At 73.4% G+C, this 23,516-nt stretch carries 25 protein-coding genes; 21 read left to right on the forward strand and 4 right to left on the reverse strand.

Going from position 1 to position 23,516, the window contains the following annotated elements; translation table 11 throughout:
• Together AC162C_RS08690 and AC162C_RS08695 are read left to right on the forward strand one after the other, a co-directional pair.
• On the forward strand, window positions 1-476 hold a 476-nt coding region (locus AC162C_RS08690; RefSeq protein WP_484097206.1), incomplete at its 5' end, for a CoA transferase.
• Window positions 473-1,351, forward strand: a complete 879-nt coding sequence (locus tag AC162C_RS08695; protein WP_484097207.1) for an acyl-CoA dehydrogenase family protein — start codon at window positions 473-475, stop codon at window positions 1,349-1,351. The genes AC162C_RS08690 and AC162C_RS08695, both read left to right, overlap by 4 nt.
• Here AC162C_RS08695 and AC162C_RS08700 read toward each other — a convergent pair whose 3' ends face one another.
• Complete coding sequence (locus tag AC162C_RS08700; RefSeq protein ID WP_484097208.1) at window positions 1,352-2,251, reverse strand: Kelch repeat-containing protein; 900 nt, start codon at window positions 2,249-2,251, stop codon at window positions 1,352-1,354.
• A gap of 130 nt (window positions 2,252-2,381) precedes the next feature.
• Between AC162C_RS08700 and AC162C_RS08705 the strand changes: the two genes are divergently transcribed.
• A complete protein-coding gene (locus AC162C_RS08705) occupies window positions 2,382-3,080 on the forward strand; it encodes a winged helix-turn-helix domain-containing protein (RefSeq protein ID WP_484097209.1) in 699 nt (232 codons plus the stop codon).
• 36 nt (window positions 3,081-3,116) lie between these two features.
• The gene (locus AC162C_RS08710) at window positions 3,117-4,670 is read left to right on the forward strand and encodes an MFS transporter (protein WP_484097210.1); all 1,554 of its coding nucleotides are present in this window, start codon (window positions 3,117-3,119) and stop codon (window positions 4,668-4,670) included.
• Here AC162C_RS08710 and AC162C_RS08715 read toward each other — a convergent pair.
• The 3 genes from AC162C_RS08715 to AC162C_RS08725 all read right to left on the reverse strand — a co-directional run bounded on the left by AC162C_RS08715 (window position 4,610) and on the right by AC162C_RS08725 (window position 5,863).
• A complete protein-coding gene (locus AC162C_RS08715) occupies window positions 4,610-5,170 on the reverse strand; it encodes a methylated-DNA--[protein]-cysteine S-methyltransferase (RefSeq protein ID WP_484097211.1) in 561 nt (186 codons plus the stop codon). The genes AC162C_RS08710 and AC162C_RS08715 overlap by 61 nt on opposite strands.
• Window positions 5,167-5,625, reverse strand: a complete 459-nt coding sequence (locus AC162C_RS08720) for an RNA polymerase sigma factor (protein ID WP_462973136.1) — start codon at window positions 5,623-5,625, stop codon at window positions 5,167-5,169. The genes AC162C_RS08715 and AC162C_RS08720 overlap by 4 nt, the downstream gene beginning before the upstream one ends.
• 76 nt (window positions 5,626-5,701) lie before the next feature.
• A complete protein-coding gene (locus tag AC162C_RS08725) occupies window positions 5,702-5,863 on the reverse strand; it encodes a DUF1059 domain-containing protein (RefSeq protein ID WP_462973135.1) in 162 nt (53 codons plus the stop codon).
• Between the two features lie 105 nt (window positions 5,864-5,968).
• Between AC162C_RS08725 and AC162C_RS08730 the strand changes: the two genes are divergently transcribed.
• From AC162C_RS08730 to ftsZ, 17 genes are all read left to right on the forward strand, one after another.
• A complete protein-coding gene (locus tag AC162C_RS08730; RefSeq protein ID WP_484097212.1) occupies window positions 5,969-6,712 on the forward strand; it encodes an AfsR/SARP family transcriptional regulator in 744 nt (247 codons plus the stop codon).
• A gap of 10 nt (window positions 6,713-6,722) precedes the next feature.
• Entirely contained in the window at window positions 6,723-7,538 is an 816-nt protein-coding gene (locus tag AC162C_RS08735) for a PfkB family carbohydrate kinase (RefSeq protein ID WP_462973133.1), read from the forward strand.
• Window positions 7,539-7,669: 131 nt separating this feature from the next.
• Entirely contained in the window at window positions 7,670-8,104 is a 435-nt protein-coding gene (gene mraZ, locus AC162C_RS08740) for a division/cell wall cluster transcriptional repressor MraZ (protein WP_484097213.1), read from the forward strand.
• Complete coding sequence (rsmH, locus tag AC162C_RS08745; RefSeq protein WP_484097214.1) at window positions 8,070-9,026, forward strand: 16S rRNA (cytosine(1402)-N(4))-methyltransferase RsmH; 957 nt, start codon at window positions 8,070-8,072, stop codon at window positions 9,024-9,026. The genes mraZ and rsmH overlap by 35 nt, the downstream gene beginning before the upstream one ends.
• Window positions 9,026-9,370, forward strand: coding sequence for a hypothetical protein (locus AC162C_RS08750; protein WP_484097215.1), 345 nt, complete (start codon window positions 9,026-9,028; stop codon window positions 9,368-9,370). Before rsmH ends, AC162C_RS08750 begins: the two co-directional genes overlap by 1 nt.
• Window positions 9,370-11,073 (forward strand): peptidoglycan D,D-transpeptidase FtsI family protein, encoded by a 1,704-nt coding sequence (locus AC162C_RS08755; protein WP_484097216.1) that lies wholly within the window; start codon window positions 9,370-9,372, stop codon window positions 11,071-11,073. Before AC162C_RS08750 ends, AC162C_RS08755 begins: the two co-directional genes overlap by 1 nt.
• A gap of 156 nt (window positions 11,074-11,229) precedes the next feature.
• The gene (locus AC162C_RS08760; protein WP_484097217.1) at window positions 11,230-12,672 is read left to right on the forward strand and encodes a UDP-N-acetylmuramoyl-L-alanyl-D-glutamate--2,6-diaminopimelate ligase; all 1,443 of its coding nucleotides are present in this window, start codon (window positions 11,230-11,232) and stop codon (window positions 12,670-12,672) included.
• Between the two features lie 56 nt (window positions 12,673-12,728).
• On the forward strand, window positions 12,729-13,964 hold the full coding sequence (locus AC162C_RS08765; RefSeq protein ID WP_484097218.1) for a UDP-N-acetylmuramoyl-tripeptide--D-alanyl-D-alanine ligase: 1,236 nt from the start codon (window positions 12,729-12,731) through the stop codon (window positions 13,962-13,964).
• Window positions 13,949-14,962: a phospho-N-acetylmuramoyl-pentapeptide-transferase gene (gene mraY / locus AC162C_RS08770; RefSeq protein ID WP_484097219.1), complete on the forward strand. Its 1,014-nt coding sequence runs from the start codon at window positions 13,949-13,951 to the stop codon at window positions 14,960-14,962. Before AC162C_RS08765 ends, mraY begins: the two co-directional genes overlap by 16 nt.
• 68 nt (window positions 14,963-15,030) lie before the next feature.
• Window positions 15,031-15,879, forward strand: coding sequence for a DMT family transporter (locus AC162C_RS08775; RefSeq protein WP_484097248.1), 849 nt, complete (start codon window positions 15,031-15,033; stop codon window positions 15,877-15,879).
• Between the two features lie 37 nt (window positions 15,880-15,916).
• Entirely contained in the window at window positions 15,917-17,167 is a 1,251-nt protein-coding gene (locus AC162C_RS08780; RefSeq protein WP_484097220.1) for a Mur ligase family protein, read from the forward strand.
• Entirely contained in the window at window positions 17,164-18,396 is a 1,233-nt protein-coding gene (gene ftsW / locus AC162C_RS08785; RefSeq protein ID WP_484097221.1) for a putative lipid II flippase FtsW, read from the forward strand. Before AC162C_RS08780 ends, ftsW begins: the two co-directional genes overlap by 4 nt.
• Complete coding sequence (locus AC162C_RS08790; protein ID WP_484097222.1) at window positions 18,296-19,315, forward strand: UDP-N-acetylglucosamine--N-acetylmuramyl-(pentapeptide) pyrophosphoryl-undecaprenol N-acetylglucosamine transferase; 1,020 nt, start codon at window positions 18,296-18,298, stop codon at window positions 19,313-19,315. The genes ftsW and AC162C_RS08790 overlap by 101 nt, the downstream gene beginning before the upstream one ends.
• Entirely contained in the window at window positions 19,312-20,520 is a 1,209-nt protein-coding gene (locus tag AC162C_RS08795) for a UDP-N-acetylmuramate--L-alanine ligase (RefSeq protein ID WP_484097223.1), read from the forward strand. Before AC162C_RS08790 ends, AC162C_RS08795 begins: the two co-directional genes overlap by 4 nt.
• The gene (gene murB / locus AC162C_RS08800) at window positions 20,517-21,398 is read left to right on the forward strand and encodes a UDP-N-acetylmuramate dehydrogenase (RefSeq protein WP_484097224.1); all 882 of its coding nucleotides are present in this window, start codon (window positions 20,517-20,519) and stop codon (window positions 21,396-21,398) included. The genes AC162C_RS08795 and murB overlap by 4 nt, the downstream gene beginning before the upstream one ends.
• 84 nt (window positions 21,399-21,482) lie before the next feature.
• The gene (locus AC162C_RS08805) at window positions 21,483-22,301 is read left to right on the forward strand and encodes a cell division protein FtsQ/DivIB (protein ID WP_484097225.1); all 819 of its coding nucleotides are present in this window, start codon (window positions 21,483-21,485) and stop codon (window positions 22,299-22,301) included.
• A gap of 137 nt (window positions 22,302-22,438) precedes the next feature.
• Window positions 22,439-23,515, forward strand: a complete 1,077-nt coding sequence (gene ftsZ / locus AC162C_RS08810) for a cell division protein FtsZ (protein ID WP_484097226.1) — start codon at window positions 22,439-22,441, stop codon at window positions 23,513-23,515.
• Window position 23,516: the final 1 nt, after the last annotated feature.

Raw genomic sequence — 23,516 nt, forward strand, 5'->3', positions numbered from 1 at the left:
GGGCCTCGGAGATCCGCCTCGGGCTGGACACGAACCCCTACTACCGGTGCTTCCGCACGGCCGACGGCTACCTCGCCGTCGCCTGTCTCAACGTCGCGCAGCGGCGCGCGCTGCTCGGGTTGTTCGCGCTCGACGACCCGACCGTCGACGCGCCCGACCTGATCCCGGACGACGAGGGGCTCCTCGCCGCGAAGCGCGACGTCACCGCCCGGATCGTGCGGCGGATCGCAGAGGAGCCGCTCGAGGCCTGGGTCGCCCGGCTCGGCGCGCTCGGCATCCCCTGCAGCCCCGTCCAGGCCCGCGAGTCCGTCGCCCGCGACCCGCAGGTCGTCGGCAACGGGCTCGTGCAGACGTTCGACCAGCCGGGCGTGGGCACGACGACGACGCTCCGGCGGATCGTCGGCGACGGTGGGCGAGGAACGGCGCCCGCCCTCGGCGCCGACACCCGCGCGGTGCTGACCGAGGTCGGGCTGTGAGGTTCGCCGTCGACGAGGAGCTGACGCTGTTCGCATCGTCGGTGCGGGACGTCGTCGCCGGCTGGGAACCGGTGCGCGAGCCGGCGTTCGGCGCGTGGTGGGACGAGCACGACGACGGGCTCGCGGCGCGCCTGGCGGCAGTCGGGTGGAGCCGGCTCTGGGACGACCCCGCGCTGCGCGGGGCCGTGGTCGCGGGAGCGCTCGAGCTGGGGCGTGCCGTCGCGCCGATCTCTCTCGTCGACGCGGCGACGCTCGGCGCGCCGCTGGCGGTCGGGTCGCGCATCCGGCACGGCACCGGGGCCGCCGTCGCCGCGTGCGTCGCACCGGGCGACGTGCTCGCGCTCGCCCCCGTCGGTGACACCGAGCGCGAGGCGACGCTCGACGGGTCCGGCACGCTGCGGTCCCTCTCCGCTCTCGTCCCGGGCCCGGCCGTCGCCGACGGGGAGCAGCGCCTGCGGGCCTGGAGCGCCGCGATGCTCGGATACCTGGCGGGAATGGCCGCCGGGGCGCTCGACCAGGCCGTGGCATACGTCACGGCGCGCGAGCAGTTCGGGGCCCCGCTCGCCTCGCTCCCGGCGGTGCAGGGCCGGCTCGCCGACGCGGCGCTCGCGGCCGAGGGCATCGCCCTCCTCGCGTGGGCGGCGGCCGTCTCGGGCCCCGAGCAGGAGGCGGTGCCGCGGGCCGCGCTCCTGTGGGCGGGCGCCTCGTGTCGCGAGGTCACGGCCTCCGTGCTCCAGGTGCACGGCGCGGTCGGCTTCGCGCTCGAGTCCGGCCTCCACCGCGCGTACCGTCGCGCGGCGTCACTCGCCGTGTGGGGCGACGCCGTCGTCCGCGGCGCCGAGCCGGACGCCCCGGAACGCCACGACGTCGCCTGATCAGCCGCCGGCGGGGAGCGCGAGCGCCTCGACCGACCCGGAGACCGTGAGCCCGGGCTTCGGCCCGCCGGCGAGCGCCCAGACGCGTCCGCTGTGTGCGACCACGCCGAGCCCGTGGCGGGGCGTCGGGAGATCCTCGAGTCGCTCCCACCGACGCGTGCGCACGTCGAGGGCGTACACCGACCCGATCGTGCCGGCGCGCTCCTCGCCCCCGATGGACACGACCCGCCCGGCGATGCCGGCCGCTCCGGTGCCGCCTCGCGGCGACGGGAGCGGCGGCAGGCGCTGCCACCGGCCGGTGCGCGGATCGTAGGCCTGTGCGATCGCGAGGTTGGTGTCGTACCCGGCCCGCCGCCCGCCGAGGACGTACACGCGGCCTCCGAGGGCGGTCGCCGCGAGGTGCTCGCGCGGCACCGGCCCCGGGCGACGCGACCACCGCATCGTGCCGAGGTCGAGGACGAGCATCTCGCGCGCGAGCCCGCCACCGTCCCGGCCGCCGACGACGTAGATCGTCCCTCTCTTGACGGCGGCCGCGGCTGCGGCCGCCCTGGGCGACGGTGGCGGAGGAAGGCGCCGCCACCGGTCGCCGTCGAAGAGGAAGGCGGTGCGGAGCGGCCGCCGGTCGGCCCCGTACCCGCCGACGACGACGAGCCTGCCGCGGAACGACGCCGCGGCGGCGTGATCGACGGCGACCGGCAGGTCCGGGAGGCGCCTCCAGCTGTCCGTCGCCGGTGCGTACGCGTCGACGCGCCTGCTGTTGCCGCCGTTCGCCAGGAACCCTCCGACGACGACGATCTCCGGGCCGAGCGGCGCAGCCGCGACCTCCGTGCGCGGCACGTCGAGGGGCGTCCCCGTCGTCCATCCGGCGAGGAGCACGGCGATCACGGCGAGCACGAGCACGAGGTCATGATGCCCGGACGGCGACCGGCGGCTGCCGGCCCGACGATGCCGCAGCCTGGGGACGACGTGACGCACTCCCGCCGCAAAGGACATCTGGCGTGCCCGCCCGCGCATCCGTAGCCTCGGTCGGGTGCGAGCCAGCGCCGTCCTCCTCGCAGATCCCGAGGCCGCCTCGCGGACGGCCCTCGAGCGCCACCTGCGCAGCGACGGCTTCGAGGTGCTCGACGCGGCGTGGGGCGCCCGCGCCCTCGATCTCGCCGAGCGGCAGGCCCCCGACATCGTGATCCTCGCCGAGGCCGACCTGTGCCGTCGCCTGCGCGCCGGTGAGCCCGGTCGACGCTGGGATCGCAACGTGCCGGTGATCATGCTGACCGATCCCGGCGCCGACGCGGTCGAGCGCGTCCGCGCGCTCGAGCAGGGTGCCGACGACGTCTGCGAGCGGCATCTGTACCCGGAGCTCCTCGCCCGGATGCGCGCCCTGCTCCGGCGGGCCCGGCTCGGACAAGCCGACCTCCTCGACGCGGGCGAGATCGTCGTCGACCTGCCCGCGCGGCAGGTGCTCCTCCGGGGGCAGCCCGTGCAGCTCCCCGGTCGCGAGTTCGAGCTCGCGGCGCATCTCGCGCGCGATCCGCACAGGGTGTTCACGAAGGCCGAGCTGCTCCGCGACGTCTGGGGGATCCGCACGGCACTGCGGACCCGCACCGTCGACTCGCACGCGTCTCGCCTCCGGCGGAAGCTCTGTCAGCGCGACACCGACCGTTTCGTCGTCAACGTCTGGGGAGTCGGCTACCGGCTGCTCGACAGGGGCTCCGGGGGAGGCCCCGGGTAGGGGATCCCCGGGCCGGCTCTCGTCTAGCGTTCGGGCGTGACTTCCGCCGTCCGCGCCCGTCGGTTCACGCTCCTCGCGACCGGGCTCGGCTCCGCGCTCGCGTTCCTCGACGCGACGGTGGTGATCGTGGCCCTCCCGCGGATGGACGTCGACCTCGGGCTCGGGCTCACGGGACAGCAGTGGGTCGTCCTCGGCTACGCGCTCGCGCTCTCCGCCCTCTTGCTCGCGGGCGGAGCGGCCGGCGATCGGTTCGGCCTGCGCCGGACGTTCGGCGCCGGCGTCGTCGTGTTCGCGGTCGCGTCGCTCGCGTGCGCGGTCGCCCCCGAGTCAGGCCTGCTCGTGGCCGCGCGGGCGTTTCAGGGCGTCGGGGCCGCCGCGCTGACGACGACCAGCCTCGCGTTGCTCCGCGTCGTCTGGGCCGAGGACGCAGGTCGGGCGATCGGCCTCTGGACGTCGCTGACGGCGGTCGCGACGGTCGCCGGGCCGCCGCTGGGCGGGGTGCTCGTCGAGTACGTGTCGTGGCGCTGGATCTTCATCATCAACGTCCCGCTCGCCGTCGTGGTCATGGCGCTCGCCGCCGCCGGTCGGACGGAGGACGAGCGGCAGCCGGCCGACGGCCGGCTCGACGTCGTCGGGTCCCTCCTCGCGGCGGTGGGTCTCGCCTGCCTCACGTTCGCGCTCGTCGAGGTCCGACAGCGTGGGCCGGGCGCCGTGCTCGCCGTCGGCGCGGTCGGGATCGCCGCTCTGGGCGGACTCGCGGTGTGGACGCTGCGGTCGCGCGACCCGCTCGTCCCGCCGCGGCTCCTGCGTCGTCCCGGGCTCGCCGCGGCGAACGCCGCGACGCTCGCCATCTACGCCGCGCTCGGGGCGACCTTCTTCTTCGTGCCGGTCTACCTGCAGTTCCTCGGCCTGTCGCCCATGTTCGCGTCGCTCGTGTTCGTGCCGCCGAGCATCGCCTTGATCCTGCTCGCGCCGCGGTTCGGCCGGTACGCGGACCGGAACGGCCCGCGACGGCCGGTGACCGCCGGTGCGCTCGGGATCGCCGCGAGCGCGCTCCTCCTGCTGCCGGTCGACGACCGTACAGGGGCATGGGCGTGGGGCGGCCTCTCCGTCGCCGTGCTCTCGCTGTCGCTCGCAGTCCTCGTCGCCCCGATCACCGCGGCCGCGCTGTCGCCGGCACCCGGTGACCTCGCAGGAGTCGCCTCGGGCCTCAACCAGACGGTTGCGCGCGTCGGTGGAGTCCTGTCCCTCGCCGGGATCGGCGCGCTCGCCGGCTGGGTCTACGAGGCCCAGGGGGGAGAGGCCGCGGCGCCGTTCGAGCCGGCGACGTTCGACGCGTTCGCGGGGCCGGCGTCGGATGCGTTCCGGGTCGCGATCCTCGGGATCGCCCTGCTCGCGATCCTCGGCGCCGCGATCTCGGGGACCAAGGTCGCAGGCACGGCGCCGGAAGCGCCTGTGGCCCCTGCTGGGCTCGAGGGTGAGCCGGCGGTGTCACCGTGCCCACCGGCGGGGCCGGGAGCGGATCCCGCCTACAGGAGCGCGCCCTCGAGGCGGAGCAGCTCGATCTTGCGCTCGAGCCCTCCGGCGTAGCCGACGAGATCCCCCGACGCGCCGACGATCCGGTGGCACGGGAGCACGATCGGCACCGGATTGCGGTTCATCACCATCCCCACCGCCCGCGCCGCGCGAGGGCGCCCGGCGAGCGCGGCGAGCTCCCCGTAGGTGCTCGTCCGCCCGTACGGCACCCGTGCCAGCTCGTCGAGCACGCGGACGGCGAACGGCGTCATCCCGCGGAGGTCGACGGCGAGGTCGAACGCGCGCCGGCGGCGCACGAAGTACTCGTCGAGCTCCCGCCGGGCCTCGTCCACCGCCCGCGGGGCGCGCATCACCGACGCCCCCACCACCTGCGACACGCGCTCGAGGGTTCCTTCGGGGTCGCTGTCGTACGAGATCCGGAGCAGGCCCCGGTTCGTGACCGCCACCATCAGGTCGCCGAGCGGCGTCTCCACGACGTCGAATGCGGCGTCGAGGAGGCCGGAACGCGCGGCGGCGTCGCGGAACCGGTGGTCGAGGTCGGCGGGGACGGTCATGCACTCCTCCTTCGCAGTCGCCGGACGCCCGTCGATGCGGCCTGTCGCGCCGCAGCCGGGCTCGAGCCGAGCAGGTCGGCGATGCGCTCGTACTCGAGGTCGTAGCCGTAGCGGAGGACGACCGCGGCACGCTCGGTCGCCGGGAGGTCACCGGTGAGCTCGGCGAGCTCGACGAACGCCGGCAGCCCATCGACGTGGGGGATCTCCGGCATCGGGCCCGTCGGTCGCGCCCGGCGGTGCATGTCGAGTGCGACGTTGCGGGCGATCGTGAGCACCCACGCGCGCAGGTGCTCTCGGTGGTCGAGACGACCGTATGCGCGGAGTGCCCGCAGGAAGGTCTCCTGGAACGCGTCCTCTGCACGGTCGGCGTCGAGCATGCGGCGCAGGACGCCGAGCACCTCGTCGCGGTGCTGCGCGTAGAAGTCCTCGAAGGTCGGGCTCGGGGGCGATGCCACGGCGTCCATCATCACGGGAAACGCCGCAGGGCGCCGCCGTGTGAGGCCGCCCCGGACGCGGGCGGACGCCCGCGTCTCAGTCGTCCTCGACGGCCATCCCGAGCACGTCCTCGCGCGTCATCTTCCCGACGAGCTCGGGGTGCGCGGCCGAGACGTGCTGTTCGACCTTCGCCACGAGCTCGTCGTCGGTCTCGGCCTTCACGACCTCACCGCATTCGCAGTCGATGCGCTTGCCCACGTGGTCCTCCTCTCGCGTCGTGTCGGGAGTGAGTATCGCCGACGCGCGTCCGACCGCATTGCCCCACGCTTGGCCAAACCTTGGAGCCGCAGTAGGTTCGCAGGTGTGGAGACGCGGATCCAGCTGTGCGGGCCTCTCGTCGCGAGAGTGGACGGGCATCGGGTCGAGCGCGAGCTCCCCGGCCGTCAGGGGCGCCTCCTGTTCGCGTGCCTCGTCCTCGAGCGACGACACCGGATGACCCGCGAGGCTCTCACGTCGGTGGTGTGGGCCGACGAGCCGCCCGACGCCGTCCACTCGGCGCTCTCCGCGCTTCTCTCCAAGCTGCGGCGCGTGCTCGTGATCGACGGTCGATCCGACGTCCGCGTGGTCCTCCCGCCCGACGCCTGGGTCGACGTCGAGGCGGCGACGGCCGCGCTCCACCGGGCGGAGAGTGCCGTTGCGCGCGAGGACTGGGAGGCGGCCTGGGGCCCCGCTCGCGTGGCACAGCACGTCTGCGCGCGACGGTTCCTGCCCGGGGACTCGTCGGAGTGGGCGGCAGCCCACCGGCGGCGCCTCGACGCGCTGCTCGTCCGTGGGCTCGAGCTCGGTGGCGAGGCCAGCCTCCGGATCGGGGGCTCGGAGCTCGACACCGCAGAGCGCGCGGCACGCCGCCTCGTGGAGCTCACACCGCTGCGGGAGAGCGGCACACGACTGCTGATGAGCGTGCTCGAGCGGCGCGGCAACCGGGCCGAGGCGCTGGTCGTGTACGACGCGCTCCGCACCCGGCTGCTCGACGAGCTGGGCGTCGGGCCATCCGCCGAGACGGCGGCGCTCCATCGGCGGCTCCTTCGCGACGGCGGCGATCTGTGAGACTGGGCGCGTGAACGTCGCCGTCGTCGGCCATGTCGAGTGGATCAGGTTCGCGAGGGTCGACCGTGTGCCGGGGCCGGGGGAGATCGTGCACTCCTTCGAGGACTGGGAGCAGGCGGGCGGTGGCGGTGCCGTCGCGGCCCTGCAGCTCGCATGCCTCGCCGACGAGGTGACGCTGTTCACCGCGCTCGGCGACGACGAGCTCGGTCGGCGAGCGGAGTCCGAGCTGGAGGAGCGCGGCGTCCGTGTGCACGCGAGCCGCGACCGCCTGCCGACCCGCTGGGCCCTCACGCACGTCGACGAGTCCGGAGAGCGCACGATCACGACGATCGGGCCCAAGCTGCGCCCGAAGGGCACCGACGACCGGCTTCCGTGGCACGAGCTCGCGGGGAAGGACGCCGTCGTGTTCGTCGCGGGCGATGTCGAGGCGCTGCTGCGCGCGCGCCGGGCACGTCTGCTCACCGCGACGACGCGGGAGCTCGACGTGCTCCGCCGCGGGGGTGTGGTCCTCGATGCGCTGGTCGGGAGTGGGGAGGACGCGGCCGAGCGCTTCCGGCCCGGCGACCTCGATCCCGCACCGGCGCTGGTCGTTGCCACCTCCGGGCCCCTCGGCGGCTGGATGCAGCCCGGCGGCCCGTTCAGGGCAGCGACACCGCCCGGCCCGGTGGAGGACACCTACGGCGCCGGTGACTGCTTCCTGGCCGGGCTCACGTTCGCCCTCGCGGCGGGTCGCGAGCCCGTCGAGGCGGTTGCGTTCGCCGCGCACTGCGGCGCCGCCGCGCTCACCGGCCGCGGGGTCGCTCCCCAGCCCGTCGCGCTCTCCTGAGCGCCCCGGCGTCGCCATCACCGCTTTCGTACGGGATGCGCCCGGTCTTCCACGAGTGTGGTCCTCAGGGGTTGCATTGTGGGACATAGTGGTTTACAGTGGGGCGCCGTGGGAAGCCCACGGCGAATGCGATGTTCTACGGCGAGTACGAGCACACGATCGACGAGAAGAGCCGGCTCACGCTTCCGGCGCGGTTTCGCGCGGAGCTCGCTGCCGGTGTCGTCCTCGCCCGCGGGATCGACGCCTGCGTCGACGTGTACCCGCGTGCGACCTGGGAGTCGGGTGTCCGTGCTCGCGTCGCCGAGCTCGACTCGTTCTCCCGGGAGGCCCGCCAGCTCAAGCGCCACGTGTTCGGGGGCGCGACAGAGGAGGAGCCCGACAGGCAGGGCCGTGTCCTCGTTCCACCCGCGCTCGTCCGACACGCGGGGCTCGATCGCGAGGTCGTCATCGCGGGCGTGGACGACCACCTCGAGATCTGGGACCGCGCTGCATGGGCGGAGCACCTGAAGACGGTCGAAGGGAGCGCCGACGATGTTGCCGAACGTCTTGCAGAGAAGCGCAGCTGATCACACCCCCGTCCTCGCCGACGAGGTGCGGGAGCTCCTCGCCGTGCAGCCCGGGGAGACGATCGTCGACGGCACGTTCGGTGCGGGAGGGCACGCACGCCTGCTCGCGGCCGACCTCGCCGGGCGGGGGAAGCTCGTCGCGATCGACCGTGACCCGACCGCCCGGCAGCACTTCGACCGGTTCAAGGCGGCCGCCGGCGTCGACGTGCGGTTCCTCCGCGGCGACTTCTCGCTCGTCCTCGCCCAGCTCGCGGCCAACGACGTCCGCGCGGACGCGATCCTGCTCGATCTCGGCGTCTCGTCGATGCAGATCGACCGCCCCGAGCGGGGCTTCTCGTATGCGACCGATGCGCCGCTCGACATGCGGATGGACCCGTCGTCGGAGCTCACGGCGGCGGAGATCGTGAACACGTGGGACGAGGGCGAGCTGCGGACGATCTTCCGGCGCTACGGAGAGGAGCGCTACGCGACGCAGATCGCCCGCGCGATCGTCCGCCAGCGACGCGATCGCCCGTTCACCCGCACCGGCGAGCTCGTGGAGACGATCAAGACGGCGATTCCGACGCCGGCGCGATTCGGCGAGGGCCACCCGGCCAAGCGCGTCTTCCAGGCGCTCCGCATCGCCGTCAACGACGAGCTCGCCGCGCTCGAGGCCGCGCTCCCCGCAGCAGCGGACATGCTCCGGCCGGGTGGCCGGCTGGCCGTGATCAGCTTCCACTCGCTCGAGGACCGGATCGTCAAGCACTTCTACCGCGAGCGGGCGCACGGGTGCACCTGCCCGCCGGACTTCCCGATCTGCGCCTGCGGCAAGCAGCCCGATCTGCGCGTCGTCACGCGCCGGCCGGTGCGGCCGTCGACGGAGGAGCTCGAGCAGAACCCACGCGCCGCCTCGGCCCGCCTCCGGGTTGCGGTGAAAGCCTGATGTCGGCCATTGCCGACACGCCGACGCGCCGGGAGCCCCGGCGCCGACAGAGAACGGCCCCGCGTGCACGGCGCTTCCACGGGGGTGTCGTCTGGATCGTCGTCGTGGCAGCGCTCCTCGCCGGGGTCGTCGCCGTCAACGTCGCCGTCCTGCGCCTCAACGTCGAGCTCGACCAGCTCGGCATCGAGCGCGCGCAGCTGAAGGCCGACAACGCCCGCCTCCGCGCACGGCTCTCGAGCGCGTCCGCCGGAATGCGGATCGAGACGGAGGCCAGGGCACGGCTCGGCGTCGCGCCGGCGGATCCCCTGCTCACGACCTACGTCGACCTCGCCCCCGAGCGGTGATGGACCGGCGGGCGAACCGTCGCATCACCCTGCTGCTCGTGATCTTCGGCGCGCTGTTCGCCGTGACGCTCGGGCGCGCCGCCTACGTCCAGGTCGTCAAGGGCCCGTCCTACGAGACGCTCGCCAAGCAGCAGCACGTCGAGACCATCGAGCTGCCCGCCGGGCGTGGGACGATCTTCGATCGGACGGGCGAGCCGCTCGCGATCGGCGAGCAGGCGACGACGGTCTACGCGGACCCCCGAAACGTCGTGCGCCCGAAACGTGCGGCGGTCGCCGTCGGAAAGACGCTCGGCCTCGATCCGAACGAGGTCTACTCCCTCTTGCGCGACCGCTCGCGCGGCTTCGTCTACCTCGAGCGCAAGGCCGACCCGATCGCGGCGGCGGCGCTCGAGAAGAAGGAGATCGCAGGGATCGGCTTCTACGCAGAAGAGCGGCGCACGTACCCGCAGCGCACCGTCGCCTCGCACCTCCTCGGGTACGCGGGCACCGACAACAAGGGACTGGAGGGGCTCGAGCGCGCCCTCGACAGGCAGCTCTCGGGACGGTCCGGGTCGGAAACCGTGATCCGCGACCCCTTCGGCCGCGCGATCGACGTCGTCACCTCGCGTCCCGAGCGGCCGGGACGCAACGTCGTCCTCACGCTCGACACCCAGATCCAGGCGGCCGCAGAGCGCCTGCTCTCGGACGCCGTCGCCCGCTGGGGGGCACGCGGCGCGACCGCGGTCGTGATGGATCCCCGTACCGGCGCGATCCTCGCGATGGCGAACGCGCCCACGTTCGACGCCAACAAGTTCGCGGCCGCGACGCCGGACGCGCGTCGCAACCGCGCCGTCACCGACGTCTACGAGCCGGGGTCGACGTTCAAGATCGTCACGATCGCGGGCGCGCTCGAAGACCGCGTGGTCACGCCGGCCAACTCGTTCGTCCTCCCGCCGACGATCAGGGTCGCAGACCGTGTGATCCACGAGGCGCATCCGCGCCCGACGAGGAGGATGACGGTGCGGGAGATCCTCTACGAGTCCTCCAACGTCGGCACGATCACCGTCGCCCAGAAGCTCGGCGAGGGCGAGCTGTCGTCGTGGATCGAGCGGTTCGGCTTCGGCCGCGAGACCGGGCTCGGCCATCTCGGCGAGAGCGCGGGCCTCGTCCTGCCGGTGGACGAGTGGTCCGGCTCGACGATCGGAACCGTGCCGATCGGCCAGGGGATCGCCGTCACGCCGATGCAGATGGTGTCCGCGTATGCGGCGATCGGCAACGAGGGCGTGATGGAGAAGCCGCACATCCTCGCGAAGGTCGGCGGCAAGAAGGTCGGGCAGCCGGCCGGCCGGCGCGTCGTCTCGAAGGGCACGGCGAACCGCATGATGTCGATGTTCCGCGACGTGGTCGTCGAGGGCACCGGGGCCGAGGCGGCGATCCCCGGCTACACGGTCGCCGGGAAGACCGGAACGGCCCAGAAGCCGGAGAACGGTCGCTACGTCGCGAAGTACGTGGCCTCCTTCGTCGGCCTCGTGCCGGCTCGCAAGCCGCGGCTCGCGATCCTCGTGATGGTCGACGAGCCGCACGGGGCGATCTGGGGAGGGGTCGTGGCGGCACCGGTGTTCCGTGACCTCGCACGCTTCTCTCTCCAGTACCTCGAGGTCCCGCCGGACGCGCCCGAGACGAAGGCGGGGACCGTTGCCATGGGATCGAAGGAGCTCCGGTGAGAGACGTGCTCGCGACCCTCGCCCTGCTCGGCGTCGGCGCCGTCGTCGCACACGCCGCGCTCCGGGTGCTCACGCGACCGTTCCAGCGCCGCGTGCGCTGACACCAGGTCGCGACGCCGCGGGAGCCTGCCGGGCGAGTCTCTAGAATTCCGCGCGGTGGAGCTCGAGGCGCTGATCCGTGCGCTCGCGCCGAGCGACGTGATCGGACGGCGACCGGTCGACGTCTCCGGCCTCGCGTACGACACGAGGCATACGGTCGACGGGGGGCTCTTCTTCTGCGTGCGTGGGTCACGGACGGACGGCCACGCGCTCGCCCCGGAGGCCGTCGCGCGCGGGGCGGCGGCCCTCGTCGTGGAGCAGCCGGTCGACGTCGTCGTGCCGCAGCTCGTGGTCGACGACGCCCGCGCGGCGATGGCGATCGCGGCGGACACCTTCTACGGGCACCCGACGCGCACGCTCGAGGTCGCCGGTGTCACCGGCACGAACGGCAAGTCGACGACGGCGGGCGTCCTGCGCTCGATCCTCGAGTGCGACGGCCATTCCGTCGGGCTCGTCGGCACCGTCGACTGGGTCGTCGGCGGCGACCGCCGGGACGCACCCTTCACGACGCCGGAGGCGATCGACCTGCACCGGCTGTTCCGCGAGATGCTCGACGCCGGGGACGACGCGGTCGTGCTCGAGGCGTCCTCGCACGGCTCCCACTTCCGCCGGCTCGACCTCGTGCGGTTCGACGCGCTGGGATTCACGAATCTCACGCAGGACCACCTCGACCTCCACGGCTCGATGGAGGAGTACTTCCAGGCCAAGCGGCGCATGTTCATCGGCGCCGAGCCTCCCCCTGCTGCCGTCAACGTCGGCGACCAGCACGGCCGTCGGCTCGCCGAGGAGCTCGCCCGAGCGGGCCGTGCGCCCCTCGTGACCTTCGGCCTGCGGCCCGAGGCGGAGGTGCGCGCCGACGGGCTCGAGCTGCGCCCCGACGGCTCACGGTTCGTCACGGCGGGGATTCCGGTGACGACGCCCCTGCGCGGCATCTTCAACGTCGAGAACGTGCTCGCCGCGGTCGCCCTCGCCCTGCTCCTCGACGTCGGCGAGGACGCGGTCGCCGAAGGCGTCGCGCAGGCGCCGCAGGTGGCCGGGCGGTTCGAGCCGATCGACGAGGGACAGGCGTTCACCGTGCTCGTCGACTACGCGCACACGCCGGATGCGCTCGACCGTGTGCTCGAGGCCGCGCGCGCGCTCGACACCGGGAGGCTGATCGTCGTCTTCGGGGCGGGTGGCGACCGCGACCGTGAGAAGCGCGCGCTGATGGGGCGGGTCGCGAGCTCGCGTGCGGACGTTGTCGTCCTCACGAGCGACAACCCGCGGTCCGAGGACCCGCTCGCGATCATCGGCGAGATCGTCGAGGGGAGCGGGACGGACGTCGAGATCGATCCGGATCGGCGCTCGGCGATCAGGCGGGCGATCGACTTTGCCGCCGACGGAGACGTCGTCGTGGTCGCGGGCAAGGGGCACGAGCAGGGCCAGGAGATCGCCGGTGTCGTCCACCCGTTCGACGACCGGGTCGAGGCCCGGTCCGCGCTCCGGGAGGCACGGGCCTGATCCCGATCGCGTGGGAGGAGCTCGTCGCGCTCGACCTGGGCGATCTCGGCGGTGCGGTGCCGCCCGACCGGGTCGTCCGTCGCGTCCACGACGACTCCCGCATCGCACGTCAGGGTGACCTCTTCGTCGCGCTCAACACCGGTACGCGCTTCGTGCCGGAGGCAGGGGAGCGCGGAGCGGCGACGCTCGTGCCCCGGGACCAGCACGCCGCCCTCGCTGCACTCGCCTCGCTCGTCCGCTCCCGCTCGGACGCCCAGGTCGTGGCGGTCGTCGGCTCGACCGGGAAGACATCGACGAAGGACGCACTCGGTGCGCTCTGCGCGGCCGTCACCCCGACGGTGTTCGCCGAGGCGAGTCGGAACAACGAGATCGGGCTCCCGCTGACCGTGCTCGAGCTCGAGCCCGAGACCCGGGTCCTCGTCACCGAGATGGGAATGCGCGGGCTCGGGCAGATCGCCGCGCTCTGCACGATCGCGCGACCGACGCTGGCGCTGCTGACGAGCGTCGGCCCGGAGCACCTCGAGTTCGTCGGCTCCGTCGAGGCGGTCGCGGAGGCGAACGCCGAGGCGATCCTGGCGCTCCCGCCGGGCGGCGTCGCCGTCGTGCCCGCCGCGGTGCCCGAGCTGGAGCGGTGGCTGGGACGGGACGACGTCGACGTGCGACGCTTCGACGTCTCGGAGGTCGAGCAGGTCGACGGCGCATGGCGCTTCCGCGTCGGCGACGCGACGCTCGAGCTCGAGCTCCCGTTCGACCAGCGGCATCTCGCCGGCAACGTGCTCGCCGCGCTGACGGCCTACGACGCGCTCGGCCTCCCGCTCGAGCGCGCGGCCGAAGGGGCCGCGCGGATCTCGTTGTCGCCGTGGCGCGGGCAGGTGTCCCGCCTGCCCGGTGGCGGCCTCGTGGTCAACGACGCCTACAACGCGAACCCCGTGTCCATGCGCGCCGCGCTGCTCGACCTCGCGGCGCGCGCGGAGGCGAGCCGTCTGGTCGTCGTGCTCGGGGAGATGGCGGAGCTCGGGGCGGAGAGCGACCGCTTCCACGCGGAGATCGGCGCGTTGCTCCGCGAGCTCGGGATCGCGGTCGTGATCGGCGTGGGGGAGGGTGCCGAGCGCTACCGCGTCACCGGGCTCGACGCGTGGCGCTCGGCTCCCGACGCCGAGGCGGCGATCGCGGTGCTCCGCGAAGTGCTCCGGCCCGGTGACGCCGTCCTCGTCAAGGCGTCGCGTGCGGTCGGGCTCGAAGGCATCCCGGCCCGTATCGAGAACCTCTGCGAGGCATGGTCCGCGTCCTGATCGCCGGTCTCGTGGCGATGGTGATCGCCGTCGTCATCGGGCCCACGTTCATCGAGTGGCTGCGTCGGCAGAGCGTCGGGCAGCACATCCGCGAGGAGGGCCCCAAGCACCACGTCGCCAAGCAGGGCACGCCGACGATGGGTGGCCTGCTCCTGCTCGCGGCGGCGGTCGTGCCGATCCTCGCCGTCTCCCTGTACACGGTGCCCGGCCTCACGGTGCTCCTCGCGACGCTCGCCTGCGCCCTCATCGGGTTCGCGGACGACGCGCTGAAGGTGCGGCATCGCCGGTCGCTCGGGCTGAGCGGTCGGTGGAAGCTCGTGTTGCTCGCGCTCGTCACGGCCGGTGTCGGGTACGCGACGACCCGGATCGGGTACATGGACACGGAGATCTACTTCCCCGTCATCGACGTCAACCTCGACCTCTCGTGGGCGTTCTACCCGTTCCTGTTCCTCGTGATCGCGGGGACGGCGAACGGGGTCAACCTCACCGACGGGCTCGACGGGCTCGCCGCCGGCACCTGCGCGATCTCGCTCCTGACCCTGCTCGCGATCGCGTCGATCTCGTGGATTCGCTCGGGCGAGGTGGGGCTGCGGAGCGACGACTACCTCGACCTCGCGATCGTCTCCGCCGCGCTGATCGGGGGGCTGATCGGGTTCCTCTGGTACAACGCCTTCCCCGCCGAGGTGTTCATGGGCGACACGGGGTCGATGGCCCTCGGCGGCGCGATCGCGACGCTCGCGGTCCTGACCGAGACCGAGGTGCTGCTCGTGTTCATCGGCGGCGTCTACCTGATCGAGGCGTTGTCGGTGATGATCCAGGTGGCGAGCTTCAAGCGCACCGGCAAGCGAGTCTTCCTGATGGCCCCGATCCACCACCACTTCGAGATGAAGGCGTGGTCGGAGACGAAGATCATGGTGCGCTTCTGGATCGTCGGCGCGATCCTCTGCGCCGTCGGGTTCGTCCTCTACTACCGCTACTACCTCCGGTTCCAGCTGTAGGCGGATCGAGCCCAGCCCGTGGTCCGGCGCGCGCCGGGAGGCTCGCCGCGGCGCCTGTCGTCGTGGCGATGCTCGTGATGGTCGTCTGGGGCGCGACGCCGGTCGCGACGCGACTCGCGACCGACGATCTCGAGCCCCTGCTCGTCGCCGTCCTGCGGACGGTCTTCGCCGGGGTCGTCGCCGCGCCGCTGCTCGCCGTCCGACGGCAGCGGCCGCCGCGGGGCGCTCGTCTGCGCACGCTCCTGCTCGTCTCGGCGGCGGCCGGGTTCATCGTCTTCCCGATCGTCTACACGGTCGGGCAGCAGCGCACCTCGGCCATGCACGGCGCGATCATCCTCGCTGCGCTGCCGGTCTTTACCGGCCTCTACGCGGCGATCGTCCTGCGACGGAGACCCGGGTCGGTGTGGCTCGCCGGGTGCGCGGCCGCCCTCGCCGGTGAGCTCGTCATCATCGCCGTCCGGGCGGAGACCGCCAGCGGCGAGGCGACGCTCGTCGGCGACGTCCTCGTGCTCGTGGCGGCGCTCGTCGTCTCCGCCGGGTACGTGGCGGGCGCGATGCTCCTGCCGCGGGGGCTCTCGAGCACGACCACGACCTTCTGGGGCGTGACGATCGGCGCCGTCGTGCTGGCTCCGGTGGGGATCGGGATCCTCGCCGCCGACGGCCTCGGATCGGCCGGTGCCGAGGCGTGGGGGGCCGTGCTGTTCCTCGCCTTCGTCACGTCGATCGTCGGCTACATCGGCTGGTACTGGGCGCTCGACCGTGGCGGCATCTCGCGCATCGCCACGTTGCAGTTCCTGCAGCCGCTCTCCGGGCTCGTGCTCGCAGCGCTCGTCCTCGACGAGTCGCTCACCCTGCCGCTCGCGGTGGGCGCGATCGCGATCATCGGCGGCGTGAGCCTCGCGCAGAGGGCTCGCTAGCGGCGGGCGAGTGGCGATGCGTCGTACGCTTCCGGGCGTGTCTGCCGCTCACCCGTCGCGTGCGCTCGTCCTCGGCCTCGCCCGCTCGGGGCGCGCCGCCGTCTCCGCGCTCCGGCGGGGCGGGGTCGCGGTCGCCGCCCACGACAGCGACACGGGGCTCGACATCGGGCACGTCGACGCCGACGTGCAGCTCGGTGAGTGGGACGACCGGCTCCTCGGCGGCGTCGACCTCGTCGTCAAGAGCCCGGGCGTGCCCGCGGAGGCGGCACCCGTCGTCGCGGCGCGGAACGCCGGGATCCCCGTGATCTCCGAGATCGAGCTGGGCGCACGGCTCCTGCCCAACCCGATCGTCGGGATCACGGGCACGAACGGAAAGACGACGACGACGGCGCTCCTCGGCGCGATCCTCGAGGCGGCCGGCCGGCCGGTCGAGGTCGCGGGGAACATCGGCCGACCCTTGACCTCGCTCGTGGGCACGTCCGACCCGAGCGCATGGGTCGTGTGCGAGCTCTCGTCGTTCCAGCTCGAGGACATCGACACGCTGCGGCCACACGTCGCCGTGCTCGTCAACCTCGAGCCCGACCACGTGGACCGTCACGGCACGTTCGACGCGTACGCCGCGGCGAAGCTCAGGGCGTTCGAGAACCAGACGGCGGACGACACCGCCGTCGTACCGCGTGGCTTCCCGGCCGTGCCCGGCAACGGGCGGCGCCTCGAGTTCTCCGCCGACGACCCGCTGCCCGCGGAGCCGCGGATTCCGGGCGCCCACAACCGCGAGAACGCCGCCGCCGCCACGGCCGCCGCGCGGGCGATCGGCGTGCCGGACGAGGCGATCGCCCACGCGCTCGTCGCCTTTCCCGGCGTCGAGCACCGGATCGAGCCGGTCGCGGAGGTCCGCGGAGTGCGGTACGTCAACGACTCCAAGGCGACGAACGTGGCCGCCGCCCTCCGTGCGCTCGCAGCCTTCGCCGGATCGCCGAAGCACGTGATCCTCGGCGGGCGCGGGAAGGCCGAGCCGTACGCGCCGCTCGCCGCCGCGCTCGAGGGCTCCGACCGCGCCTACGTGATCGGCGAGGCCGCACCCGAGCTCGCCACGGCGCTGCGGGCGGCCCGCGTCCACGTGACGGAAGCGGGGGACCTCGAGAGGGCCGTGCGCGCTGCCGCCGACACCGCTCGGCCCGGCGACGTCGTCCTCCTCTCCCCGGCCTGCGCGAGCTTCGACCAGTTCAGGGACTTCGAGCATCGCGGGGAGGAGTTCCGGCGCCTCGTGGCGAAGCTCGCCCGGTGAAGCACGGACAGCTCGAGCAGCGCGTCCTCGTCCTCGTCACGCTCGGGCTCGTCGCCTTCGGGCTCGTGATGGTGTTCAGCGCCACGTCCGCCTCCGCGGCGCTCGGCGCGGGCGACCCGATGCGGTTCCTCGTGAAGCAGGGGCTGTACGCGATCGCCGGTGCCCTGCTGCTCGTGATGCTCTCCCGCTTCGACTACCACCGCCTGCGCCCGGCCTCGCCGCTGCTCGTGCTCGGCGTCCTCGTGGCGTGCATCGCCGTCCTCGTCGTCACCGCGCCGATCAACGGTGCACACCGCTGGTTCCTCGTCGGTCCCGTCAGCCTCCAGCCGTCCGAGTTCGCGAAGCTCGCGGTCTGCCTGTTCGCGTGCGCGGTGCTCGCGCGCCGGCCCGTCCCGCAGACGCTCGGCGAGCTCATGAAGCCGGTCGGATGGGCCGTCGTCCTCGTCGGCGGGCTCGTGCTGCTCCAGCCGGACCTGGGGACGACGATCGTCCTCGCGGTGATGGTGTTCGCGATCCTCCTCGTCGTCGGAACGCCGTATCGCCTGCTCGTGACCGTGTCGGCGCTCGCGATCGGCGCGGGTGTCGCGGCGATCTGGCTCGAGCCCTACCGACGGACGCGGTTCACGAGCTTCCTCGACCCCTGGCAGGACCCCGAGGGCGCGGGCTTCCAGACCGTACAGGCGATGATCGGCATCGGCTCCGGCGGCGTCACCGGTGAGGGGCTCGGGCAGGGGATCCAGAAGATCAACTTCCTGCCGGAGGCCCACACGGACATGATCTACGCCGTCGTCGGCGAGGAGCTCGGTCTCGTGGGCTCGGCGCTCGTCGTCTTCGCGTTCGGCGCGTTCGCCTGGGCGGGCTTCCGCGTCGCGCTGCGCTCGCGCGACCGGTTCGGGAAGCTGCTCGCCGCCGGCATCACCGCGCTCGTCTGCGGGCAGGCCGCCCTGAACCTCGCGGCCGTGCTCGGGATCGCCCCGCTGACGGGGATCCCGCTGCCGTTCGTCTCGTACGGCGGCTCGTCGCTGCTCGTCCTCCTCGCCGGGGTGGGAATCCTCCTTAACATCGCGGTGAATGAGCGCGTCGTCGAAACTCGCGTGCGTGATCGCGGCCGGGGGAACCGCGGGTCACGTGCGTCCAGCGCTCGCAGTCGGGGAGGCGCTGCGCGACCGCGGCGTGAGCGTGACGTTCGCCGGAACACGCGACCGCGTCGAGTCGCGGCTGGTGCCTGAGGCGGGCTTCGAGCTCGACACCTTCGAGGTCACGGGCTTTCCACGCAGGCCGAGCGTCGAGCTGGCGCGAGCCGTGGGGCGGGCCGTCAAGGCGCCCTTCTCGTGCTCCGCGATCCTCGATCGGCGACGACCCGACGTCGTGCTCGGTGCGGGAGGCTACGTGGCCGGCCCGATGGTGCTGGCGGCTCGGCTGCGGGGGATCCCCGCGGCGCTCACGGAGGCGGATGCGCACCTCGGGCTCGCCAATCGGATGGCCGCTCCGTTCGCGCGTCGCGTCTACCTCGCGTACGCGATCCCGGGCAGGGACGGTGCACGGTACCGCGTCGTCGGGCGTCCGATCCCCCGCGCGCATCGCGGAGCGACGGCCGCGGAGGGGCGCCGACACTTCGGCCTTCCGCCCGCAGGCCCCGTCGTCGCCGTCTTCGGAGCGCTCGCGGGCGCCCGCTCGCTCAACGAGATGGCGGTCGCGGCGTGGTCGCGCGAGGGCCCGGCGGTCCTCCACATCTGCGGAGAGCGCGACTTCGACGCGCTGCGCCCGCGGGTCTCGCGGCCCGGGTACGTGCTCGTCGCCCAGACCGATCACTTCGGGGAGGCGCTCGCCGCGGCCGACGTCGCAGTGTCCCGCGCCGGGGGCACGGTGTGGGAGCTCGCCGCCGCCGGTACACCGTCGATCCTCATCCCGTACCCGCATGCGACCGCCGACCATCAGACGTTGAACGCGCGACACTTCGAACGCGGAGGCGGCGCGCTCGTCGTCCCGGACGGCGAGGTCGGCCGCGTGCCGGCGCTCGTCGAGGAGCTGCTCGCGGACTCCGAACGACTCGAGGCGATGCGAGGCTCGATGCTCGCGCTCGCACGGCCCGACGCGGCCGAGGCGATCGCCGACGAGCTCGTCGCCCTCGCCCGGGAGCGCCCGTGACCGGCCGGCCGGACGGTCACGGCGCCCGGGACGCCCCGCTCAGAGGGCGGCGCTTCTACTTCGTCGGCATCGGCGGCTCGGGGCTGTCGGCGTACGCGAACATCGCGCGTGCGTGGGGGGCCGAGGTGCGCGGCTGGGATGTGCGCGAGACGATCTTCCTCGACACCGTCGCCGACGTCGAGCTCGACATCGGCGGAGAGCCTTGCCCGCCCGACGGCTGGGAGGTCGTCGTCTCCACCGCGCACACGCAGCGAGCAGCGGGGATGCCCCGCGCCGCGTTCCTCGCCGAGCTCGTGGCCGCACACCCGTCGATCGTCGTCACCGGAGCGCACGGCAAGACGACGACCTGCGGGATGATCGCCTTCGCGCTGCGCGAGACGGGCCACGACCCGTCGTGGGTGATCGGCGGCGTCGTCCCCCAGCTCGGCGGCAATGCAGGGGCAGGGACGGGCTGGCTCGTCCTGGAGGGCGACGAGTCGGACCGCTCCGTGCTCGCGCTGCGGCCGGAGATCGCCGTCGTCACGAACATCGAGCTCGACCACCACGCGGCGTATGCGTCGGAGGCCGAGCTGCGCGAGTCGCTCGAGGGTTGGCTCGAGGGCGTTCCCGCGGTCGTCCGCAGCTGGCAGCTCGAGCCGTGGGCCGGCCCGCTCCTCCTCTCCGGGGCCCACAACCGCAGCAATGCGGCCGCTGCGCTCGCCGCGCTCGAGCTGGCGGGCGTCGACCCGGCTGCGGCGACATCGGCCCTCGGTCGGTTCACCGGTGTCGACCGCCGCTTCCAGCTCGTCGGCGAGCGTGGCGGGGTGACCGTGTACGACGACTACGGGCACAACCCGACGGAGCTCCGCGTCACGCTGGCGACGGCGAGGGAGCGGACCCGCGGCCGGCTGATCGCCGTCTACCAGCCGCACGTCTACGAGCGGACGCGCCAGCTCGCGCTCGAGCTCGCCGACGCGCTCGACACCGCCGACATGGCCGTCGTCACCGATGTGATCGGCGCACGCGACGCCCCCCGCGACGGCGTCTCGGGGCGGTGGGTGCTCGACCGGCTGAGCCCGCGGACGCGGGCGGGCTGGGCGCCGACGCTCGACGACGCGACCGCGCTCGTGCTCGCCTGGGCGCGCCCAGGCGACGTCGTGGTGACGCTGGGCGTGGGGGAGCCCTGGAAGGCCGCCCGCGCGATCGTGGAAGGGCTCCCCGGGTGACGGCGGCGCTCGAGCAGGGCGTGCTGCTCGCCCGGTGCACGACGATCGGCACGGGCGGGCCGGCTACCGCGTTCGCACAGCCGTCCACGCTCGCCGAGCTCGAGGAGGTGCTGCACCGGGCCGCCGCCGAAGGGAGTGACGTCGTCGTCGTCGGCCTCGGCTCCAACGTCCTCGCTGCGGATGCGGGCGTCGACGGCGTCGTCGTCCGGCTGCGCGGCGAGCTCGCCGCTGCCTCCGCCGAGGGGACGACGCTCGTCGCGGGGGGAGGGGCGACGAACGCCCTCTGCCTCCACCGGGCGCGTGCGGCGGGGCTCGGAGGGCTCGAGTTCGCGTGCGCGATCCCGGGGACGGCGGGCGGCGGCGTGCGCATGAACGCCGGTGCCTACGGGTCCGACTGGGCGGTGATCCTCGAGCGCGCGCTCGTGTGCAGCGCGGAAGGCTCGGGATGGCTCACGCCGGTGGAGCTGGGCCTGTCGTACCGGCACTCGTCGCTGGCACCGGGTCAGGTCGTCGCGCGCGTCGAGTACGGCCTGCACCCGAAGCCTCCGGCCCAGGTGAAGACGGAGGTGGCAGAGTTGATCGCGCGGCGCAAGGCGACGCAGCCGACGACGAAGCGCACCTTCGGCTCCGTCTGGAAGAACCCGCCCGGCGAGATCGGCGCGGGGCGCATGCTCGAGCTGTGCGGGCTCAAGGGTCATCGTGTCGGCGGCGCCGTCGTCTCGCCGATGCATGCGAACTTCATCGAGAACGCCGGTGACGCGACGACCGCCGACTGCCTGGCGGTGATGACCGAGTCCCGGCGTCGCGTCCGCGAGCAGTTCGGCGTCGAGCTCGAGCACGAGGTCGTGCTCCTGGGGGAGATCGCCCTCGGTACATGAGGCCGAGGTAGGACCCGGGCCACACGCGGCGAAATCGGCCCCGTGGCCAGCGGGGGACGAGTCGCCCGAGGATCGCGCCCCCGTGTGCGTGCGGAGAGCGTCGTCGTCCCGTTTCCGCGCAGGGGTCAGGGCGGTCTCCTCGATCCCGCGCGGCTCGCCCCCTCTGTCCGCTCGCTCCTCTACGCGTTCGCCCTGCTCGCGGCGGCCGTCGCTGCCTTCCTCGTCGCCCGTGAGTCGGCGCTCTTCGCCGTCGACGAGGTCCGGGTCGAGGGCGCCCCGGCCGGTGTCGCGCGCGACGTCCGGCGTGCGCTCGCCGACGTCGACGGCGAGAGCCTGCTCGCGATCGACGTCGGCGCCGCCCATCGAGCCGTCGAGGCGATCCCGACCGTCGCGTCGGCGAGCCTCGACCGCGCCTTCCCGCACACGCTGCGGGTGACCGTCGTGCCCGAGCGGCCGGTCGCCGTCGTGCGCCAGGGTGGCGCCGGCTACCTCGTCTCGTCCCGCGGTCGGGTGATGGCGGCGATCGAGCTGCGAACGCGGCCGCGCCTCGCACGGATCTGGGTCCCGAAGGGAACGGCCCTCAACGTCGGGAGCGTCGTCGAGGGCGATCTCGCCGCCGCCGTCACGGCGGCGACGCCGCTCGCGGGCACGCGCTTCCCGCGCGTCGTCTCCGTCGAGGCCACGGGCCGCGAGCTCACGCTCCATCTCCGCTCCGGGCTCGAGGTCCGCCTCGGTGACGCCCGGGACGTCGATCTCAAGCTCACGATCGCCCGCCGCGTGCTCCCGCTCCTCCAGCCCGGCACCGTGTACCTCGACGTGGCAGTCCCCGAGCGGCCCGTCGGCGGGACCTCAACCCTCAACTCTCAGGTCGAGGTTGAGTCTCAAACCTCGACCTTGCCTTGAGATCGCCGTTGACAATGCCGAGAAGGAGGTCGTACCCTGGGACCGAACAGGGTACGAACCGTGCAGTGCACGGACAATGCGACAAGACGTCAGCTCGATGAGAGCTTGACCTTCAGGTTGGTCGAGGGAGCGAAGACATGAACACCGGTGGCGGCAACTATCTCGCAGTGATCAAGGTGGTGGGCATCGGCGGCGGTGGCACCAACGCCGTCAACCGGATGGTCGAGGCCGGCATCACCGGCGTCGAGTTCATCGCCGTCAACACCGACGCCCAGGCACTCCTGATGACGGATGCCGACGTGAAGATCCACATCGGGTCGAAGGCGACGCGCGGGCTGGGCGCGGGCGCCGACCCGGCGGTCGGCCTCGAGGCGGCGCAGGAGAGCCGCGACGAGCTGAAGGAGGCGCTCAAGGGCGCGGACATGATCTTCGTCACGGCCGGCGAGGGCGGAGGGACCGGGACCGGCGGGGCGCCGATCGTGGCCGAGCTCGGTCGCGAGCTCGGTGCGCTCACCGTCGGTGTCGTCACGAAGCCGTTCGCGTTCGAGGGCAAGCGGCGCGCCGACCAGGCGGAGGTCGGGATCCAGGGCCTCCGTGACCAGGTCGACACGCTGATCGTGATCGAGAACGACCGGCTCCTCGAGGTTGTCGACAAGCGGACGCCCGTGACCGAGGCGTTCCGGATCGCCGACGACGTGCTCCGGCAGGGGATCCAGGGCATCACCGACACCATCACCGTCCCGGGGCTCGTCAACCTCGACTTCAACGACGTGCGCACCGTGATGGCGGACGCCGGCTCGGCGCTGATGGGGATCGGGATCGGCTCCGGTGACACCCGCGCCGTGGACGCCGCGAACGCCGCCGTCTCCTCCCCGCTGCTCGAGACGACGCTCGACGGGGCGACCGGCGTCCTGCTCAACGTGTCCGGACCGCCGGACATCGGCCTCTTCGAGGTGACGGAGGCGGCCGAGGTGGTCACGGGCCACGCGGACCCGAACGCGAACGTCATCTTCGGCGCGGTCGTCGACGAGGCGCTGAAGGACGAGCTCCGGGTCACGGTCATCGCGACGGGGTTCGGCGGTGGGCGGCGCCGGCGGCGGGGCGAGCCGTCTGCGTCGAGCGCCGCGCCACGGTCGACCGACCTCCGCACGCGCATCGGCGGGACGTCGGAGGACAGCGACATCGACGTGCCCGCGTTCCTGCGCGACGAGTAGG

It is taken from the genome of Gaiella sp., assembly GCF_057140465.1.